This window comes from Kitasatospora sp. NBC_00070, assembly GCF_045041205.1.
Lineage (GTDB): Bacteria > Actinomycetota > Actinomycetes > Streptomycetales > Streptomycetaceae > Kitasatospora.
This window is the reverse complement of sequence record NZ_CP108247.1, coordinates 22,083-39,987: the sequence shown is the minus strand read 5'-3', so window position 1 is coordinate 39,987 and position 17,905 is coordinate 22,083. Positions and strand designations below refer to the sequence as shown.

General features: G+C 71.6%; 15 protein-coding genes. 5 read left to right on the top strand and 10 right to left on the bottom strand.

The features are described 5' to 3' along the window. Positions 1–437: 437 nt before the first annotated feature. Together OHV05_RS00160 and OHV05_RS00155 are read left to right on the top strand one after the other, a co-directional pair. The gene (locus OHV05_RS00160) at positions 438–1,037 is read left to right on the top strand and encodes a hypothetical protein (RefSeq protein WP_405015674.1); all 600 of its coding nucleotides are present in this window, start codon (positions 438–440) and stop codon (positions 1,035–1,037) included. 90 nt (positions 1,038–1,127) lie between these two features. Beyond that, positions 1,128–1,961, top strand: a complete 834-nt coding sequence (locus OHV05_RS00155; RefSeq protein ID WP_405015673.1) for a hypothetical protein — start codon at positions 1,128–1,130, stop codon at positions 1,959–1,961. A 120-nt stretch (positions 1,962–2,081) separates the two neighbouring features. Here the strand turns inward: OHV05_RS00155 and OHV05_RS00150 are convergent, their stop codons facing one another. From OHV05_RS00150 to OHV05_RS00135, 4 genes are all read right to left on the bottom strand, one after another. After that, entirely contained in the window at positions 2,082–4,805 is a 2,724-nt protein-coding gene (locus OHV05_RS00150; protein ID WP_405015672.1) for a beta-L-arabinofuranosidase domain-containing protein, read from the bottom strand. A 623-nt stretch (positions 4,806–5,428) separates the two neighbouring features. Then, the gene (locus OHV05_RS00145; protein WP_405015671.1) at positions 5,429–6,970 is read right to left on the bottom strand and encodes a Dyp-type peroxidase; all 1,542 of its coding nucleotides are present in this window, start codon (positions 6,968–6,970) and stop codon (positions 5,429–5,431) included. 70 nt (positions 6,971–7,040) lie between these two features. Further along, on the bottom strand, positions 7,041–8,948 hold the full coding sequence (locus tag OHV05_RS00140) for a galactose oxidase-like domain-containing protein (protein ID WP_405015670.1): 1,908 nt from the start codon (positions 8,946–8,948) through the stop codon (positions 7,041–7,043). A gap of 142 nt (positions 8,949–9,090) precedes the next feature. Next, complete coding sequence (locus tag OHV05_RS00135) at positions 9,091–9,843, bottom strand: hypothetical protein (RefSeq protein WP_405015669.1); 753 nt, start codon at positions 9,841–9,843, stop codon at positions 9,091–9,093. A gap of 860 nt (positions 9,844–10,703) precedes the next feature. Here OHV05_RS00135 and OHV05_RS00130 point away from each other — a divergent pair. Continuing rightward, positions 10,704–11,576, top strand: a complete 873-nt coding sequence (locus tag OHV05_RS00130) for a maleylpyruvate isomerase N-terminal domain-containing protein (RefSeq protein WP_405015668.1) — start codon at positions 10,704–10,706, stop codon at positions 11,574–11,576. A gap of 438 nt (positions 11,577–12,014) precedes the next feature. On the opposite strand, the gene OHV05_RS00125 is transcribed toward OHV05_RS00130, so the two are convergent. The 6 genes from OHV05_RS00125 to OHV05_RS00100 form a co-directional block, all read right to left on the bottom strand. After that, positions 12,015–12,224: a DUF6243 family protein gene (locus tag OHV05_RS00125; RefSeq protein ID WP_405015667.1), complete on the bottom strand. Its 210-nt coding sequence runs from the start codon at positions 12,222–12,224 to the stop codon at positions 12,015–12,017. A 530-nt stretch (positions 12,225–12,754) separates the two neighbouring features. After that, positions 12,755–13,306, bottom strand: a complete 552-nt coding sequence (locus OHV05_RS00120; RefSeq protein ID WP_405015666.1) for a GNAT family N-acetyltransferase — start codon at positions 13,304–13,306, stop codon at positions 12,755–12,757. Between the two features lie 119 nt (positions 13,307–13,425). Further along, positions 13,426–13,806, bottom strand: a complete 381-nt coding sequence (locus OHV05_RS00115; protein ID WP_405015665.1) for a hypothetical protein — start codon at positions 13,804–13,806, stop codon at positions 13,426–13,428. A 34-nt stretch (positions 13,807–13,840) separates the two neighbouring features. Beyond that, on the bottom strand, positions 13,841–14,284 hold the full coding sequence (locus OHV05_RS00110; protein WP_405015664.1) for a protease inhibitor I42 family protein: 444 nt from the start codon (positions 14,282–14,284) through the stop codon (positions 13,841–13,843). 9 nt (positions 14,285–14,293) lie between these two features. Then, positions 14,294–15,856, bottom strand: a complete 1,563-nt coding sequence (locus tag OHV05_RS00105) for a peptidoglycan-binding protein (RefSeq protein WP_405015663.1) — start codon at positions 15,854–15,856, stop codon at positions 14,294–14,296. A 31-nt stretch (positions 15,857–15,887) separates the two neighbouring features. Next, positions 15,888–16,220, bottom strand: a complete 333-nt coding sequence (locus OHV05_RS00100; RefSeq protein WP_405015662.1) for a hypothetical protein — start codon at positions 16,218–16,220, stop codon at positions 15,888–15,890. 203 nt (positions 16,221–16,423) lie between these two features. Between OHV05_RS00100 and OHV05_RS00095 the strand changes: the two genes are divergently transcribed. Further along, positions 16,424–17,311, top strand: coding sequence for a helix-turn-helix domain-containing protein (locus OHV05_RS00095; protein ID WP_405015661.1), 888 nt, complete (start codon positions 16,424–16,426; stop codon positions 17,309–17,311). A gap of 157 nt (positions 17,312–17,468) precedes the next feature. Continuing rightward, positions 17,469–17,822 carry a hypothetical protein gene (locus OHV05_RS00090; RefSeq protein ID WP_405015660.1) on the top strand — a complete coding sequence of 118 codons (354 nt, stop codon included), beginning with the start codon at positions 17,469–17,471 and terminating at the stop codon, positions 17,820–17,822. Positions 17,823–17,905: the final 83 nt, after the last annotated feature.

The following is a 17,905-nucleotide window of genomic DNA, read 5'->3' as shown; positions in this document are numbered from 1 at the left end:
GTTGCGCTTCGGTGAGATCGTGCTCGGTCGGCTCGGCCTGGTACTGGGCTTCGGTGACACTCTGCCGGCGCCACCAGCGCCCAGGGCCACCGGAATCACGCTCGCTGAACAGGGTGGAGCGAAGCCGCGCGAGCACTCGCCGGCCGGCCCGAGGGAGCCGGCGCTCTGATCAGTGCTGACAGTGCTCGCTGGGTGCGGTGTTCGTCACGATGCCCCCTCTCCGGAGAGCCGTATGCGAATCCTTCGGTGAGGATGGTCGGAGCGCTGCCGCCGTCGCGCCGTCCCCGCTCGCAGAAAGCCCGAACTCCATCGTGCGCACCATCCGGTTCATCGCCCCTGTCCTTGCCGTCCCCGTTCTGGCGGTCGGGTGCAGCGTTCCTGAGCCGCACGTGGTGCCGCGCTCGCCGCAGCAGGTACTCAAAGCGGTGATGACGGTCATGGCCGATGCCGGAAGCGCCGAGGTGACGCTCGACGGCGGCTGGGAGGGTTTCGCGTCGTGGCGGCCGCAGGCCCGGGCCGAACTCGGGACTTCGGCCCGGACGGACGGCGTCCAGGTGCGCGTGGTCGACCGGGGCGTGTATGTCGGCGGAAACACGGAGTACTCGGCCTATCTGGGCGGGCGGCACTGGAAGCGGCTGGACCCGGCCGATCCCGTGGTCGGCAGGGAGGCCGGGCTCGGCCTCGCCCCGGTGGTGGCGTTCGGCCGCCGGCTGGACCCCACGCGCGGGCTGGAGAAGTCCTCGCTCGAAGCGGTGGCCAAGGTCGGCCGCGAACGCCTCGGCGAGGAGAACACCACCCACTACCGGGCCGTGATGCGGGCCGACTACTACTTCGAGGACACCAGCCCGGGCCAGGCGACCGTCGACTACTGGGTCAACGACCGCGACCAGCTCATCCAGCAGGCCCACGCCCCCGACCCCGCAGCCCAGGGCGGCACCACCACGATCCGCTACGCCCGCCTCGGCGTACCCGTCGACGTCACCGTACCCGCCCGCGCCGACGTCCTCGACCCCCTGCTCGGCCGACCCGAGCACTGACCGCACCCGCACCGACCACGCGGCCCGCCACTCTCGCGGGCTGTGACCTCACCGCGGGCTCGACCCGCCCCAAGAGACCAGGACCAGTCAATGCCCTCCAAGCGCCTTGCGTCCATCGCTGTCCTCTGCCTGTCCCTGGCAGCGATGGCCACCGCGTGCAGCGACGACACGAAGACGACCGCTGCGGCGACGGTGACCCCCTCGACGCCGAGCGGCTCCGCGTCGGCTCCCGCGAGCAGCCCGGCGGTGCAGGGCCTGGCCGTCGACACCCTCAGTGGCGCGGAGATCGCCAAGCAGGCGCAGGCCGCCACGGCCGCGTTGACCTCCGTCAAGATCGACGGAAGCGTCACCAACGACGGCAGCAGCACCACGCTGCAACTGGCCGCGGACAGGAAGGGCAACTGCGCGGGCACCGTCAGCGTCCCCGCCACGGGCCGGGTCGACATCCTGCGCACCAGCGCCCAGGTGTGGCTCAAGCCGGACGCCGTCTTCTGGAAGCAGCTCGCCACGCAGAAGGGCGGCCCGCGGGCCGGCGCCATGGCCGCCGAACTGTTCAAGGGCCGCTACCTCACCGGCGGCCAGAACGACGCGACCGTCACGCAGACGGCTTCGATGTGCGACCTGGTCGACAGCATCGCCAAGGACGACGACGGTACCCCGAGCACCTACACCAAGGGCAGCGCCGGAACCACCAACGGCGTCAAGACCCTCAGCCTCGTCGCCACCGACGCCGACGGCGTGCGCAGCACCATGTACATCGCCACCGAGGGCAAACCCTACCTGGTCAGGGTCGAGCGCACCGACAGCCCCCAGACCGACCACATGGACCTGAGCGACTTCGACAAGCCCGTCACCGTCCAGGCACCCCCGGCCGACACCGTCATCGACTACTCGGCCTTCCAGGACAAGCTCAAGACCGCCTGAACAGGGCACCAGCCGTGACTCCTCCCCACCTCCCCCTCGGACGCAGTGACAGACGCGATGGAGCGGCTTCCTACGTGGTGCCGCGACCGCCCTGCGGCGGCCGCGGCACCCGACGCCGGATCAGATGAACCGCCACAGGTGGTCGCCGGTGCCGTTGTCGTCCCAGAGCACGGCCTGCGCTCCCTGGGCGGTGGAGGCGCCGGAGATGCCGAGGACGCGGCCGCTGTTGGCGCACTGGATCCTGAAGGTGTCGCCGCCGCCGTGGCGCAGGCGCCAGCGGTGCTCGGCCGCGCCGTTGTCCGCCCACTGGACGATCCGGGCGCCATTGGCGCTGCCGCCGTTCTCCACGGCGAGGACCTTGCCGCTGTTGGAGTTGCGCAGGCGCAGGTAGCCGCCGGTGTCGAGGGCGGCCGTCCAGAGGTGGTCGGCGGTGCCGTTGTCGGCCCACTGCAGGGCGGTTCCCCCGTCGGCGGTCGACATGTTCTGGATGCCGAGGACGAGTCCGCTGGCGACGTTCTGGATCCGCCTGGCACCGACGGGGAGGAACTGCCACTGGCCGGCGGCGGTGCCGCTGTCGGGTAGCTGTACGGCTGCGGCTCCCTGGGCGGTGGAGCCGCCTTCGATGCCGAGCAGCTTGCCGGTGTGGACGTTCTGGAACTTGTGGTAACCGTTGCCCGCGTCGACGACGGTCCACCGGTGGTCCGCGGTGCCGGTGTCACTCCACTGGAGGATCGCGGCGTTGTCGGCGGTGGACATGTCCTTCACGCCGAGGACCTTGCCGCTGTTGACGTTGCGCAGCCGCAGTGCGGTGCCGTCGACGACGAGGACCCAGTTGTGGTCGGCGGTGCCGGTGTCGGGCCACTGCAGGGCCAGGCCGCCGTCGGCGGTGGACATGTTCTGGATGCCGAGGACGAGACCGCTGCCCGCGTTGACCAGCCGGACGCTCGAACTGTCGGTCCGCCAGTAGGCGGTGTAGTTGAAGCCCTGAGCGTCGTAGAACGGGCCGAGGTTGACCGTCGCCCCGTCGGCGGTGGCCGTGAAGGCGAGGGCGGTGCTGCTGGTCCGGGTGATCGTGGCGGCGTCCAGGGCCGGCAGGGCGGACAGCGCGGTGCTGCCGTAGTTGCCGGCCAGCACGGCGGGGCCGTAGGTGATCGCCGCGACACCGGGGCTGTCGTTGGCGGCCTGGAGGGCCACCCGCATCGGGAGCTTCACGGTGACGGTGTCACCGGTGGACCATGACCGAGTCACGGTCGCGTACGTGCCCGGGGTGACCGCGACGCTCTGCGCGACGCCGTTGACGCTGATCGTGGCGCCCGAGGTCCAGCCGGGGATGCGGACACGCAGGGACCACGTCCCGCTCGCGCTCCCGGTGACCTTGAGCGTCGTGGTGTCCTCGGCCGGGAACGCGGTGGTCTGGGTGACCGTGATGCCCCGCTGGGTCCAGTCCAGGACGGACGGGAGGAACAGGTTCACCGTGAGGGTGGTGCCGTCGTGGAAGTAGATGGAGTCCATCAGCTTGGTGTTGGACTCGACGCCCGTTCCCTGGCAGCACCAGAACGTGCCGTAGTCGGTGCTCCAGGTGCCACCGCCCCAGGCCGGCCCCTTGCCCCGGCGGCCGCCCGGGTTGAGCGAGCTGAAGTACGTGATGTGGCCGTGCGGGTCGGCCGGGTTCTGGGCGCCGATGACGTGGTTGAGCAGCGCCTTCTCGTAGAAGTCGAAGTACGAGGCCCGGTCGGGGCTCAGCTGCCACAGCTCCCGGGTCAGTTTGAGCATGTTGTAGGAGTTGCAGAGCTCGCAGGTGTCGTCGGTGAGGTAGCCGGAGATGGCGTTCGCGGCCCGGAAGTGCTCGGCCTGGCTGTTGCCGCCGATGGCGTAGGTGTGCGAGCCGGTGGTGATCGCCCAGGCGTTGGCAGCGATGTCGCGGTATCGGGTCGTCCCGGTGGCCTTGTACTCGCGGACGGCGCCGATCCACTTGGGCACCTGCGTGTTGGCGTGGCTGCCGTTGAGCTGGTCCAGGTTCGCGGCGAGCGGGTCGAGGACCGCGGCGTGGTCGAACCGCTGGGCGGTGGTCAGCCAGCGGGCGTCACCGGTCTGCTGGTAGAGGTCGGCCAGCACCTCGTTCATGCCGCCGAACTCGGTGCCCAGCATCGACTGCATCGTGCCGTAGCTGAGCGCGGCGGTACGCCGGTCGACCCAGCCGGCGAGCGCGAGGAGCACGTCGCGGGCCTGGGTGTTGCCCAGCAGGCGCCACACGTCGAGCAGGCCGGCCATGGTCTTGTGGACGCAGTAGTACGGGACGTTGCCGTTGCTCAGCCTGCCCGCTTCGAGGTTGGCGAAGTCGGCCTCGGGAAAACCCGAGAGGTAGCCGGCGGAGAAGCCCGCAGCGGCGTTGTTGGCCTGGCACTTGGCGAGTTCGGCCACCATCTGGTTGGCCTTGTCGCGGCAGGTGGTGTCCCCGAGCGCGACGGCGGCCTGGGCCCACGCCGAGAGGAAGTGACCCTGCACGTGGGTGCGGAAGGGGAACCCCGGGTCGTCCCAACCCCCGTTCACAGCAGCGGCGTTGGTGGAGAGCCGGTGATTGGCGCGGAAGTTGTACAGCAGGCGGTCGACGTCGACGAAGCGGAGGTACGCCAGGGTGCGGTTCTGGTTGTCGAGCCACCGGCTGCTGGTGAGCCGGACCTGACCCAGCTCGAACGGAACCGTCGTCACGCCGACGTCGGACCTGACCGGGGGCGTCTCCGCCGCGGCGGAGACGGTGCTGAGGACGGGGCCGGCAGCCGCAGCCACGGCCACGACGCCGGTCGCCTTGAACATGGCACGGCGGTTGAACGGGTGAGCCGACATGGCGAACTCCATGGTGCGTAAGAGAAGAAAACGGGGAGCACAGCGGCCAAGGGATCCGCGCACAAAGGCTGTTCGGCTCGAACCGGCTACCGCAGGAGTGGCGCTACAGCTTGCCGAGTTCGACGTGGTCGGGGGATCTCCAGGTGCCGGTCGGTCCTGCTGACGGTGGAGCCGTAGTCCTTCGCGTGGCCGAGCGTCGCCCCCGAGGTCTCGGTGCGACGCCCGCTCGTTGCAAGAGTGTTAACGCTCACAATTAGAGTGTCAATACTTTCGACGGCAGTGCCGGCAAAGCCGTCCACCGCCCCGTGTAAACACCGCCTCTTCACCAGTCGGCAACGTGCTGCGGCGCTTCCGCGATGTCAAGCCGCTGGAGTAGGGCACCCCTGCTGTCGTGACCAGCACGAACGGTTCGGCCTGTGGAAAACCGACTACGAACGTCACCGGCTGTGGGCTGTCCGGATTGCTCGTAGATGCCCGGGTGACCAAGCCCAGGCAGGCGGCGCCGGGCCGCACGGAGGGTTTCTCCATGCGGCCCGGCGGTGGGGGTGGGGGCGGGCCGGGCTGCTTGTTGCGTTTCGCGGGCGGATACCGCCCTGGTCCAGGGGGTGGGGCGATCGTGGCCCTCACGGTTCGATCGGGGTGCGGTCCAGGGTGCCGGTGGCGAGAGCGCGCAGGGTGGGGAGGGACGGGGTGAAGGCGTAGAGGGCGCCCTCGGTGCGGACGAAGGGGGTGAAGTAGAGGCGGTGCGGGCGGGGTGTGCCGCCGGGGGTCGGGGGAGGGGTCTCGAAGGCGATGTCGGCGGCCGGTCCGAGCAGTGGGTCGGTGCCGGGGCGTGGGGTGCGGCCGGGTGGGAAGTCGGGGGTCCCGGTCCAGGCGCGCTGGACGAACTCGAACTGGTCGACCAGGTCGGCCTGGTAGCTGAGGAAGAGCATGCCGCGCTCGGCTGCGGCGGACGCCGGCTCGTACCGGGGCCCGTAGGGCAGGCCGCGGCGCAGCATGCGGTGACCGTCGAGCTGGTCGGCCGGCAGCGGGCGGGTGCCCGGGCACAGGACCAGGCCGTCGCGCGGATTGGTTTTGCGCAGGTGGGACCAGAGCGGAGTGATGATCCCGTCGGGGTCGTCGGCGAAGCTGATCGGTTCGGTCGACGGTGCGCCAGGGCCCGGGTCGGCGTCGGGTGAGGCGGTGAGCGGGGCACCGGAGGGCCAGCGGCCGATCAGTCGGGCGCCGAGCCAGTTGCGGTCTGCGCCGGGCGGGACCGCGCCGGCCTTGTGCAGCGCGGCGAGTTGGGCGTCGAGCTGGGCTTGCCAGCCCGGCACGTCCTGGGCAAGGCGGCGGACCACCAGGAAGGCACCGTCCCGGGCCCAGGCGGGCAGCCCGGTCGGTCGGTCGCGTGCCCTCCCGTGGCCGACGACGAACTCGCCGGCCGGCAGTGGCCGCCGGTCGGGGTGCTTCGGGTCGGGCGGGTCGAAGCCGGCCACGGCGGGCTGGCTGATCCCGTCGCGGAAGCCGAAGTGCTCGGTGCCGGCGTGTGCGCCGGGGAGGGCGGCCGCCGCCTGTTCGCCGCTGACCGTGATGCCCGCGCGGGTGGCGGTTGCCCGCTGCTCGTCCACGGCTGCGGCGAGCCGGCCGGGGTGGTTGGCGGCGAGGGTGAGCACGGCATGCACGGGCGGTTCGGCCGGGCCGCCGAACCGCCAGCTCTCGGGTGCGGCCGGGCCGGTGTCGCCGAGCAGCGCGGCGCGGGCCGCCGCGCCCTGGCGGAAGGCGGTGGCGCAGCTGTCGGCGGGGGCGGCGGGCAGCGGGTCGCGGTCGGCCAGTAGGGCGAGGCCGGGGTGGGTGAGGGAGAGTCCGGTCCACAGCAGGCTCATCGCGTTCGGGGAGTCGCCCGGGGAACTGGACGTGACCTGGCGGGTGGTCGCCAGCTGGGGGAGAAGGCGGTCGAGCCAGGCGAGGGCGGCGTCGCGCCGGCCGAAGGTCAGCAGGAGCAGGTGGCGCTGCCGGCAGTCGAAGTCGGCGAGGATGTCGCCCTGGATGCGGTCGTCCGTGCGCAGTGGGAGCGCCTGTGGAGCGAGGGCCGCTGCCGGGGCACCGAGGGCCGGAGCGGCGACGGCAGCCGCCGCTCCGGCCAGTAGGGTGCGGCGGCGCAACGCGGGAGTGGGCGGGTTCACGAGGTGGCCGAACCTCCAGGCGTGGGCGGGGCGGGGGGAAGAGAGAGCCGGTGGCGCACCCGGTGCCCTGTCAGTGCAGGACGGTCCCGTCGTTGGGGGCGGCTGGGCCGAGTTGGACCCACTGGGCGGTGCTGGGGACCCCGTTGGCGTCGAGGAGGAAGAGCATGTACCAGCCCGGGATCGCGGCCGCCGCGCTGGGCGGGGCCTGCAGGGTGAGGGTGTTCCCCTCCCTGGCCTTGATCCGCAGTTCGAGGTGGCGCTGGCTGGTGTTGACGGAGTGGGTGGCGGTGGTGGGGGAGAGCAGCACGGCCCGCCGGACCTGGTCGGAGGTGGAGGTGGTGACGGTGAACCTGGAGTCGTACGGCAGCGGTCGCTGCGGAACCTGATCGAGGGCCGGCCTGGGCCCCTGGTGCAGGTAGGCGGGCTCGTAGATCTCGATGGTGCCGTTCATGTCGCTGGTGATGTCGGGGTTGTTGGCGAGTTGCTGGAGTTCGTCGCCGGTAACCAGGACGCGGCCGTCCGGCAGTACCACGGCGTTGGAGTGGTAGCCGCGGGGCAGCCGCTGGACCGGCCCGGGCTGCCAGCTGCCCTGGGCGTCACGCAGCTCGGTGCGGCGGTACTTGAGGTCGGCGTTGGGGTTGTACGGGCCGTTGCCGTAGTCGCGAATGTCGTAGGCGCCGTTGACGGTGAACAGGGTGCCGTCGGGCAGGACCAGGGTGTTGTCCTGGGTGCGGCCGATGGCGCGCGGCTGCTCCGTGGTCCACTTGCCGCCGGCGAACTTGTAGGTGCGGGGGTTGTCCCGGTCGCCGCCGAGGATCAGCGCCGAGTCCGGGCCCTCCCAGCCGCCGGGCAGGGGAACCGCCGAGCCGTAGTTGCGGGTGGTGCCGTCCGGGCGGGGCGGCAGGTCGCTGCGGGTCTCGGCGACGGGGTCGAAGACCCACTGCTCGGCAGGCTGGCGTCCGAAGGCGTAGATCTGGCCGTCGCGCAGGGCGAAGAGCTGCGGGTAGTCCCGGGTGAAGGGGGCGTCGGCCTTGAAGCGGTCCAGCGGCTGGTTGGCGGGGCGGTCGGTCTTGGCGAACGGTACCGGCCGGTTCAGTGCCGGGAACCGCTCGACGATCGGGGTCGGGGTGCCCCAGCCGAGTTCGGACTGCCCGGACATGATGAGCTGCCGTCCGTCCGGCCCGGTGACCACCGAGGGGTACCAGCGGCCGGTGGCCATGTCCTGGTTCTGCGTCCAGGTTTCCGACCAGGGGTCGAAGAGCAGGGCAAGCTTGGCGCCGCTGCCGCCGTTGCCGCCCAGGTTGCCGCCGTAGATGCCGAGCATGCCGTTGGGCAGGAAGGAGTGGCCGGAGCAGAAGAAGGGTGCGGGCCGGGGCTGGTTGAGCCCGTCGGGCATCACGACGGTGGGCGGGGTGACCTTCTTGAACGCCTCCGGGCCGGTGCCCTTGTTCGGGTCCCAGAGGAAGGCGCGGCCGGCGTTCTCGGCGCCGATCACGTCGGTCGGGGCGGGCTCCTTCTGCGGGTTGGTCTCGATCCGTTCGAAGGAGAAGAGCAGTACCTTGCCGGTGGGCAGCATGGCGATGTGGGCGGCGAAGTCCGGGGAGGGGAAGTACTCCTTGAACACGCCGACGGTCGCCGGGTCCAGGGCGGAGTTGAGCTGCGTCTGGGAGTCGGTGAGTGCCTTGAGCCGGGCGGTGCGGGTGGACTGCGGGTACTCCCCGGCCGCGCGCAGGCCGAGTCGGGTCCGGGCGTGCTCATCGGCGTGTTCCTGCCCGAGAGCCTTCACCTCCTCGGGGCTGACCTCGGCCCGGACCTGCTCGGGGGTGACGGCGGGCAGGTCGAGGGCGCGCTGCGGCTCTTCTCCGGACGGGCCACCTTGGTGGTCGTGCAAGGCGACGGCGAGGGCCGGGACCGGGAAGGCAAGAGCGGGGGCCAGCAGGCAGGCGGCCAGCAGGTACGGGAATCGCTGACGGGACATCAGTCTCCTTCGTGCGGAGTACGTGGGAGAGCGGTTGCCGCCGGACGGCGGGCGATTGCGGGGGTGCCGAAGTCGGTCTCGGACCGTCGTGCGGTGCTGTCGCGCCGGGCAGCGGGCGGGTGATGGCCGCGCCGACGCCGTGTCAGCGCAGTGGGGCGGCGCCGTTCATGTGGGCGAGCGCCTCCCGAATGGGAGTGGGATCTACGTGGACGCCGGAGCCGAAGGGGTGGTTCAGCTGCATCACCAGCCAGATCCCGAAGGCGAACAGTCCCGAGACCACGCCGATCCCGACCGACCCCCGGCGCCCCTTCGGCCAGCCCATCAGGACCAGGAAGAGGACGGTGAGGAAGGCGGTGCCGACCAGGGTCAGGATGAGAATGCGGGGCACGCCCTCGCTGGCGGCGGCATTCCGGGCGCGGCGCCCGGCGAGAACCGCGCGCATCGCGTCGTGCAGGTCCGTCGCCGTGTGGGCGGGTGCCCCGGCGAGCTCCTGGTCGACCCTGGCGCCGAGGGCGTATGCCGCCTCCCGGGTGCGGGGCTCCGTGTGGCCCTCACGCAGGTTCGGCCACTCCCGCACGATCACGCCCTCGGTGTAGTCCCGGGTCATCCGCTGCAGGTCGGTGCGGGCGGGGTCGGGGAGGGTGCCGGCGGCGAGGTAGAGGTCGGTGAGCGCGCCGGCCTCGACGTAGGCGTCATGGCGGGCTGCGTTGATGCTGTTGGTGGCGGTGACGGTGAGGAAAGCGACGGTGAAGATGAAGAAGGAGGCCACCGCGCCGACCGCCGTGCCGACTGCCGGACCGGGGTCCGGCGCCTTGCCCTGGTGGACCAGCCGGTGGCCCAGCCAACTGGCGCCCGTCCCGAAGGCGGCCGCCGTCAGCACCAGCACGATCACCACGGTCGGCCCTCTGCGGTCCGCTTGCGGGTGACCGGCGCCGTTTCGTCGACTGTCGATTGATCGTCCATGTCCCCAATTTCACAGAGGATTGGAGCCTGGTTGGCCGTGGCAGGGCCAGATGTCCTATCCGGGTACCCCGGGAGGATGGCGGCCGGTTGCCGGCCGAAACCCGTGCCGAGAGCAGTCGCCCGGTCGGTGAGCAGTGATGTGCGGCCCTCGGGCCCGAAGCCGAAGGCCGCTTCGGCACGTGCCTTGCCAGGCGCCCGGCTCCAGGTCCGCTCGAGAAGCACTGCTCCCGGTTCACGGCATTGCCGGTCTTGTGGGTGAGGCGACGGGCTGGGCCTCCCCCTGCCTGGTGGACACGCTGATACCGGATCGCGCTTGATCCGAGGGAGGCGAGACACCGCCGATGGCGATGAAGGACTACTGAGTGGACGTTGACGTCCACTCAGTGAGCAAGTCCCGTCTCTGACCGCGCAGATCGCGCGGCGACCAACCCAGGTGGTGCGACGGCGATGTGGGCCAGAGACCGGCTGGACGGGCTGTGGTGCGACAAGGACTTCGCGGGCTGGTACCCGCGCGACGGTCGTCCCGGGGTTGGGGGCCCGGTCCGAGCCCTCTGTGATACATGACCCACAACCCGGAGCCGGTGACGGTGCGCCGAGCGAGCTGGGTGGTCCCCTTCTCCAGTTCGGCCCTGCCGCCGGGCACCTCCAGTTCGGTAGATGCAGAGAGCACCATCAGCGGGGGCGTGCGCCCGTGTCAGCGCGGTATCAACGCCGTGTCAACGACGCATCGCAGACTAACGAAGCAGCCGCACGAAGCGATTGCCCCCACCCCCTTCCGAAGGGAACCCCCCCGTGCCAGCATCACGACCCGATTACCGACGGCTGTCCGACGGGATCGCCGAGGAGGCCAACCTCCTCGTGCGGGCCCTGGAGACCGTCGAGCTGGACCGTCCGTCCCCGACCTGTCCCGGGTGGACCGCGGGCCACCTCGCCGAGCACCTCCACCAGGCGTTGGCCTGGGGCGCCATGCTGGTGGAGGTCCGTGCACCGCAGTTCATCCCGCCGACCGGCGCGGCGGAGGGCGCCGGTCAGGGCGAGACGGACTGGACGGACGCCGTCAACGACCTGGCCCTGGGCTCGCCCGCGCAGTTCGGCGACGAGGACGGCCGGGACAAGCTCACCGCCTGGCTGGTAGACGGGGCCGAACGGTTCGTCGCCGCGCTGCGCGACAGCGGCCCGCACGCGCCGGTCTGGACCACGTTCGGCCCGCACGAGACCGCCTTCTGGGCCCGGTGGGGCGCGATGGAGGTCGCCGTCCACCGGGCGGACGTCGAGCTGCTCGCCGGACGGGAGTTCCGGCTGTCCGCCGACCTCTCCTACGACTCCGTCGACTTCTGGCTCGCGGCGTTGAGCGACCCGGCAACCGTCCCGTTCTACGACCCCAAGGTGACCAACCTGCGCGGCACAGGCGAGACGCTGCTCTTCCGCGTCACCGACGCGCCGCCGGATGCGCCGTCGGCCTGGCTCGTCACCCGCACCCCGGACGGGCCGCGGGCCGAGACCGACCCGGTCGCCACCGCCGGATCCGCCGACGTCGTCGTCACCGGCGGCTGCGCGGACCTGGTCCTGCTCCTCAAGCGCCGCCTCCCCGCCACCGACCCGGCCATCACGGTCACCGGCGAGACCGCCCTGCTCACCCACTGGCTGGCCAACGCCCTGACCTGAGCCCGACCCCGCACATCTCTCCACACGAGCGCACCACCGCCCCTGGCGTGCGCACCGCGGCCCCGCTTCGGAGTCCTGTCCCCGGACAGTCCCGCTCCGAGGCGGGCCGCCTGCCCGCCACCCGCTCAGCTTGTGTTCAATCCGGTACGGCGTGGTTCGGCGCCGGCCTGGTGACGGGTCGGCGGACGGTAGGGCTCAGGAGCAGGCCCACGTCGTAGCGGGTCGCGGGGCGGCGGTTCTTGGAGTCGGGTGGGCGACCAGGGCCGGGGCCACACCGGGCAAGGCGCGCCCGGCGCGGGCACCAGCGCCTTCGGGTGCCGGGTCTGCACGTACAGACCGAAGAGTGCACACGCCAAGGGCCGAACGGGGCCGACCGCACCGGGGACGGCAGCAAAGCCCGTCCCCGTGCGGTGCCCGCGCCCTGCGAGCGGCAGCGCGTCAGGTCTGTGCGGTGTCGTCGCCCGCCTGCCCGGCGCCCTCAGCTGCGCCTTCCTTCTCGCGCATCTTGCGTACCAGCTCCGCCTTCTGGTCGGCCGCACCCTGGCGGTCGAGGTTGCGGTGCGGACCGTTGTTCTGCCGTTCGGTGCGGGACAGCCGCTTCCGCTGGCCACCGCCCATGCCCACGGGGTTGTTGATGTTCTTGCTCACGGTGGCAGCCTAACCCGCTCAGAGGAAGGACCGTTCGCCGGTGCCCCGGTAGTCGGGCACCGAGGTTCTCGCTTCCTCCGATCAAGCAGATCCAGTATCAGCGTGTCCACCCAGCAGGGCGAAGCCCCAAGGGGTATTCGCCCTGCTGCCGGTACCGACCGGAGCGGCGCTGCTGCTCTTCATGACGGCGGCCGAGGCCCGGCTGCAGCTCGCCGTCGCCCCCGCGCTGCGCGGCCGGGTGGTGGGCCGCTACATGCTCGCCTCGCTGGGGACCTGCCCGCCGGCCGCGCCCGCGGACCGGGCCCCCGCCACGCTCCCCGGGCCTGCCGGCGGAGGACGCCGGCAGGCCGGTGTGACCGGCTTGGCGGAGCGGTATGCCCGCGGCTCGGCCCTGGGCGCGCGTCGTCGCGGGCAGTGGTGCGGGGGAGGAGCAGTCCGATCCTGTCACCGCGTACCGTCCTGGCTTCGCCTGCCTTCGCCCAGGCCGTCAACGCGCTCGTTCATGAGTCGGCCTGGACACCGCCGCGCCTTCAGCCGCGGAGGAGGGCAAGCTCGTTGTCGTTGCGCGTGGGCTGCCCGGCGACGGGGACCGAGTGGCCGGTGCGCTTGAATCCGACCTTGCCGTACAGCGCTTCCGCTCGGGTGTTGTCCTCGTGCACGAAGAGCCGGACGCGCTCGACCGGCGGCTCGGTCAGTGACCAGGACCAGCCCAAGGCGGCCTGGAAGAGTTCTTCCGCCAGCCCGGTGCCGCGCGCCTCGGGTCGGACGAAGACGCCCACAACGTGGGTCTGCGGGACCCCGGGGACATCGCCGAAGAAGGTCTCGACGCCGGGCCGTTCGACGAGCACGGTGACGGTGCCGAGCCAGTGTCCGTCCGCGGCCTCCGCGACGAACTGCCGGGCGGTCTTCCCTTCGGCGGCGCCGGCGGCACGGCCCTGCCAGAACTCGTCGGGAAGGGCGGCGGCCTGCTCGTAGGTGTCGAGGAACGCGAGATGCGCGACCGGATCCCGCAGGGCGTCCAGACGCAACGCCCGGACCAGGGCCCAGTCTTCCTGCCGTACGGACCTGATGGTGTGCTTCATCTGCCGATTTTCGCATCTGCCCTGGTACCGGCCACAACTGGATTCCCCTCGACCACCGGCCTGCTACCAGGTGTCACCGGACGTTGCCGGTGCCCCTTGACCAGGTCGCCTGTCCGGGGTCAGGCGGTTCGCCGGCGCATGGCGAGGAGTTCGGCGACGGCGTCCAGCCAGCGGGCGAGCACCTCGTCGTCGTCGACGCCACCGGTGACGGTCGCGGCGGTGTCGAGCCACTCCTGGACCAGGCGGGTGGGCTCGGGGCCGGGGAGGGGCTCGGGGAGGTCGGCGGCGTAGCGGGTGCCGCCGGCCCGGACCACCTCGGCGAGGTAGCCGAGGGAGCGCGGCACGACCTGGAGCCGGTCGGCGGCGACGGCGGCCGCGACGGCTCCTTCGCCGAACAGGGCGGCCCGTCGTGCGCCGCCCGCCGAGAGGCCGTAGCGGAGCAGCGCGGGGATGTCGAGCTCGGCCAGGTCGTCGTCGGTCCGTTGCCGGTGCGTGTTCATGAGCACCTCGCTCTCAGGAGGGTGGTGGCGGAGCTCACCGGACGGTGAGGGTGTAGCTGAGGTGCTGGACGTCCTGCTCCTGCCCGGGGCGGATCTCGCCGTTCGTGCAGCTGGTCGGAAGGCAGCGGCGGAGCGCGATCCTGGTCTGCCCGGCGGCCTCGGCGCGGAAGGTGAGATCGCGGGTGCCGCCGGCGCCGGCCTTGCCCTCGCCGCTGGCCGAGGGCTGATAGCGACTGTCCTGGAAGCGGGCGACGGCCGGGTCGGGCTGCGGGTCCTCCACGATCCAGGTCATCCCGGTTGAGGGGTTGTCCTCGACCCGGATGGAGAACTCTGCCCCGGCGGCGACCTCGATCGCCGGCCGGTCGGCGGCGAAGACCTTGCCCCGGTCGGGCTCGGCGGGCTCGGCGTCCCCGCAGCCGCTGGCGAGCAGGAGCACCGCCGTCAGGGCCGGGACGGCGTGCAGGGGGCGGGGTGCCATGACGGGGCCTCAGTTCGGGAGTTGGACGCCGTAGGCGTTGGGCAGACGGTTGTCGGAGGCCGCGCCCATGTGGCTGTTGACGAAGTCGTCCTCGCTGACCCACGTGGTGGTGCCCCAGGGATTGTAGATCTGCAGCATGCCGCCCTCCTGACCGATGATCATCATCTGGTGGGCGGCGTCCTTCCCGTTGACGACGATGGGCACCGGCTTGCCCTCGGCGACGGCCTTCTCGATGCCGGGCAGGATCGCCCGTCGGTCGTCCGGGTTCTCCAGGTGCTTGTACTCGTACTGCGCACCGGTGTGCGGGCTGATCTCCGCCCCGGCGATCTTCTTCTGCCCGTCCTCGCCCATCCCACCCCAGTTGGCTCCGCCGTCGCCCTCGGTGTGCACCCGGTGCTGCTCGTCCAGCAGGCGCCGGCGGAACGCGTCGGGGTCGTCGTCGGTGCCGGTCGGGCCGCCGGTGAGCTCCAGGGCGTAGACCGGGTCGACCATGGCCCGGGCGGTGATGGTGGACGAGGCCACGCAGGTGCCCTCACCGCCGGCCTGGGCCCACGGCCGCTTCCCGTACCGGACGTCGTCGGTGTTCTTGTTGGAGCCGTTGTCGTTGCTGCCGCCGCTGCCGGTGTCCTCGTCCTCGGTGCGGACGGGCGTGAGGTGCTCCCGCAGCCAGTGCGGGTCCTTGCCGTGGATCTTCGCCTGGAAGTCCCGGATCTGGCCCATGTCGTGACCTGACGCCAGAGCCTTCATCAGGTAGGCACGCTCCTGCGGGGACTTGGACTCGGCGAGCAGTTTCTGGAAGTCCGCCTGGTCCTTGTCGCTCAGCTTCTCCAGGAACTCGCCCGAGCGCTTGAGGTCGTTGGCCGACAGCAGCTCGTTGAACTCCGCCGGGCCGTCGGCCCCGGAGGCGTCGGCGAGCACCAGCTTGTCGGCGGCCGAGACCTCGTCCGTGTCCATCCGCCCGGCCCGTGCCTCGGACGCCAGCTTGTTGAGATCCCGGGCCGCGGCGCGGGCGGCGTCGTCGGCGATCTCGGCGCCCTGGATCATGACGCGCGTCGCGTTCCGGGCCATCTCCTGGGCCCGCTTGCGCTCGGCCTCCTCGGCGTCCTTCTCGATCAGGTTGTCGAACCAGCCGTCCTCGTCCCCGAGGAGGTTCAGCACCTGCTCCAGCTCCGGGCGGCCCTGCCGGTCGAGGTGCTGCGCGCGGTGCAGCTCGTCGGCGAGCGTCAGCAGTATCAGGCCGCCCTGGTGGAAGGCGGTGGTCATCTGGTCGGCGGCACGGGCGGCCGCGCCGACCACCTCGCCCGCCTTGGCACCGGTGGTGCCGGTCCAGACGTCGGGCAGCCCGTCCCTGGCGACCCGCTCGACGTTGGTGTGCACCTCCTCGGAGTCGGCCGTGGCCCGCCGGTAGCGGTTCCCCGTCGCCTCGATGGTGCCCGGGTCGCCGGCCGGGGCGGGCACCGCGAGGGTGCTCCTGATCGCGGATATCAGCCCGTTCTTGTCGCCCGCGCCGTCGATGTCGCGCAAGCGCTCGTGAAGGGCCACGCGCCGCTGGGTGGTGGAACCGCCTGCCATGACTGTGCTCCTGTTGCCGGGGTGGTTCGGTTCAGCCGAAGGGCCGGTAGTCGCCGCTGCCCACGGTGGACAGGTCGGTGACCACCCCGTGCTCGCCCACGCGGTAGCTCGCGTTCGACACGCGGATCCGGCCCGCGAGTTCGTGCAGGGCGCTCTGGAGGTTCTGGGTCTCGGCCTGCCATGCGGCGGCGAAGTTGGTGTACGCCGCGCCGGAGTCGTCGCCGCCGAAGACGTCGGTGGCCTGGCAGCTCCCGTCTGCGACCGCCGACCGGATCCGCCCGACCTCGTCGGCGGCGTCGTCCAGGCGCTTGGCCTGCGCTTCCACACCCTCGTGCTTGACCGTGTACCCGGACGCACCCGGCATGCCCACCCCCAGCTCATCGGCCCGGCCGCTGCGGACCGGACCACCTGACCGACGCCGCTCCCCGGGGCGCGCGGGTGGCTCACCCTAACGCAACGCTGACGGCTCCAACCCGAGGACGTGCTCGAACGACCGGGTACTGCCCACCGGATCGGTCAGTTGGGTGGAGCTTGCGGAGATTTCGGATTCGGGGTGCGATGGGCACCATGACCATATTTGACGGAAGCCTGACAATTACGCGGGGAGTCCTGCCCGACGGAGGATCGTGGCAGACGGCACACGTCCTCCGGTACCGCGGGTACCGGCTCGACCTGCGTCAAGGACGGCGACGGTTGGAGGTGCCGACCGACGTGGTCACCCTGGTGATCGGCCTCTCCGAGCCGTTACGGCTCACCGATGCGATCGACGACCGGGCGGTGCTCCACGCTGCCTCTCCCGTCGGCGGGCTGCGGCGCACGGCCACCGTCGCGGAACACCAAGGCCGAATGGAAGGGGTGTCCGTCTCGCTGCACCCGGCCGAGGCGCACCGGCTCTTCGGCCCGGTCCTGAGCGAAGCGGAACACAACTGGGCAGACCTGCCCGACCTCCTCGGCCGCCCCGCACGGCAGTTGGCCGAGCAGATTGCCGAACAGCCGGACTGGGCCCAACGGTTCCGCCTGCTCGACAATTTCCTGACCGCCCGCATCGCCCAGGGGCCCCGATGGCCGGCCGAGGTCTCCTGGGCCTTCGCCGAACTGCGCCGCAGCGGCGGCACCGCCCCGGTCCGCGACCTCGTCCACGGGACCGGTTGGAGCCGGCGCCGGCTCGAGACCAGGTTCCGCGAAGCCGTCGGGCTCGCACCCAAGCAGACCGGTCAGGTCCTCCGGCTCCAACGGGCCCTGTCCTACCACCAGCGCGCCACCGGCAGTTGGGCGGAGGCTGCGGCCGTCAGCGGCTTCTACGACCAGGCACACCTGAGCAACACCTTCCGGGCGACGACGGGCTGCTCGCCCGCCGAGTTCATCGGCCACCGCACAGCCGCCGAACCCACCGCCGAGCCGGCCGACCGGGTACCCGACCTCGTGACCAGTGCCGTTCTCCGGCAGCCGAGTTGAGGTAAGCGGTGGTGCGCATTCCTACAAGACTCCCGTGCCACCGCCGAGCGAAGGTCGTTCGCAGGCGGCCGAGCACGTCCGTGGCCCGCAGGGGAGGCCACCAGCCCTGTCCCGCCGCCTGCCAACGAGATCCTCCACCACCAGAAGGAGACCCACCATGCGCACGACCGGGAAGCTCGTCCTCGCCACCGTACTGACGGGAGCGGCACTGTTCGCCGCCGTCGGCCCCGCCGCCGCGTCGGCCACCTCCGTCACCGGCGCCTATGCCTACTACGACCCGAGCCGCAACAACTTCGGGCTGCAGGACAACAAGGCCGACGGCAACGGCGTCTTCATCGAGTACTGGATCGACGGCGTCAAGCAGAGCCGCATCGTCAACTACAACGGGAACGGCACGTGGCGCGACTTCGTCGTCACCACCGGCGAGGGCCACTCGCTCCAGTGGAAGGTGTGCGTGGACATCTCCTTCGCCCAAGACCGTTGCTCCAGCCTGATCTACGACGCCGTCTGACCGTCGCCCCGCGAACGCTGAGCCTTGCGGGGCCGAGCCTGTGGTCCGGCCGGAGGCACCGCAGCAGGACCGGGCCCGGAGGC